The sequence below is a fragment of the Nocardiopsis sp. RV163 genome (assembly GCF_001029525.1).
Classification (GTDB): domain Bacteria; phylum Actinomycetota; class Actinomycetes; order Streptosporangiales; family Streptosporangiaceae; genus Nocardiopsis; species Nocardiopsis dassonvillei.
Map to the genome: position 1 here is coordinate 1 of NZ_LEKI01000319.1, position 1860 is coordinate 1860.

Annotated in this window: 1 protein-coding gene; it reads left to right on the forward strand. The window is 72.2% G+C overall.

What is annotated here, in order from left to right:
- The coding region (locus ABD54_RS26430) for an RICIN domain-containing protein (RefSeq protein ID WP_053063662.1) at positions 1–1654 on the forward strand (1654 nt) is incomplete at its 5' end.
- Positions 1655–1860 lie beyond the last annotated feature (206 nt).

Sequence of the window (1860 nt, forward strand, 5' to 3'; positions counted from 1 at the left end):
GCCCCGGACCGCGACGCCGTCCTCCCCGCCCTCGCGCAGACACCTCTCGCCCGCGTCACGTCTGCGAAGGTTCCTGTACTCCGCCCTGGCCGTCGTCCTCTGCGCGAGCGGCCTCTCCGCCGCAGCCGTCGCCCCCGCCCGAGCCGCCGACATCGACACCGGCGCCTACTACGTCCTGCGCAACCAGCACAGCGGCCTGGTCGCCGACGTCGAGAGCGCCGGAACCCAGGACGGCGCCCGGATCATCCAGTGGGAGCGCACCGACCGCCCCTGGCAGCAGTTCCGCTTCGTCTCCTCCGGCGACGGCTACTACCGCCTGGTCAACCGCCACAGCGGTAAGGCCGTCGACGTCTGGGAGCACTCCACCGCCAACGGCGCCGAGATCCGCCAGTTCACCGACCTCGGCAACGCCAACCAGCAGTGGCGCCCCGTGGACACCGGCGGCGGCGTCCAGTTGATCAACCGCCTCAGCGGCAAGGCCCTGGAGGCCTGGGAGTGGAGCACCACCCCGGGCGACCGCCTGTCGCAGTACGACTCCCTCGGCGGCGCCAACCAGGTCTGGGACCTGGTCCGCGTGGACGACGACGGCGGAGGCGGGGGAGACGGCGACTGCGGCAGCGGTTCCCACCACGCCGAGGCCGTCCAGAACGGCTCCACCTGGACCGCCCGCGACGGCACCGGCACCGTCTACACCGGCGGCGACATGCTCGCCGCCATGCGCGCGGCCGTCGGCAGCCTCGACTCCGGCCGCACCTCCCAGCAGCGCGTGGTGGTGCGCGGCTCCGGCTCCATGCCCGCCAACGCCTCGCTCGACCTGCCCAGCCACACCTCACTGGAGGTCTGCGGCACCGTCCACGTGTCCGGATCGGCGGGCGCCGACCACGCCGCCATTCGGATCCGGAACGCCCAGGACGTCTCCGTCCCCCACCTGTCCGTGACCGGCTCGCCGTACTTCGGCGTCTTCGTGCGCGGCTCGCAGAACGTGCGCTTCGGCCAGATCGACCTGCGCCTGTCCAGCGGCCTGGGCATGCGCATCGACAGCCGGGGCAGCGACGCCAACCGCACCACGCGTGACATCAGCATCGACGACGTGTACGTGTCGGGCACCGACAACCACGGCGTGGAGACCTACAGCGTGGACGGGCTGGACATCGGCACGGTCACCGCCCGCGACACCGGCTACTCGGGCCTGCTGCTCAACAACACCGTCAACGCCACGGTCGACCGGGTCGACGCCGAGGGTGCCGGAACCGGAACCGGCTACGCGGCCTTCCGCATGGCCAACCGCAACGGGCGCGTCGGCAGCGGCCACCCGGTCAACATCCGGGTCGGCGAGGTCCGCGCCCGCGGCGGCGGCCGGGGCGTCTTCTGCGTCTCCGAGAGCGGCGGCGCGGTCATCGACCGCGTGGACATCGCCCAGACCGGCAACAACGCGGTGCTGGTCGAGAACTGCCACAACGTCACCTTCTCCGGGGGCACGATCGCCGGTCCGGGCAGCGTCCGGATCGCGGCCCGCTCGGAGTTCGCCAACACCTCGAACGTCACCTTCCAGAACCTGACGCTGGCCAACACCTCACTGGTCGAGAACCCGTGCTCGGTGAACCTGACCGTCCGCGACGTCACCTTCCAGAACAGCGGCGACCAGACCTGCTGACCACGCCCTGACCACAACCCCACCACGTCCGGAACAAGCCCTGAACACGCGTGACGCCGGGGCCCGGCCCCCTGGGCCCCGGCGTCGTCCGCCTGGAGCGGTCCGGCGGAGCCCGACGCGTTCTCCCGCCGTTCCGAACTTCGTCCCGAGGCCCTCGTCCATGCGCACCGCAGCCACCCTCGCCGCCGCCGTCGCGGCCCTGCTCC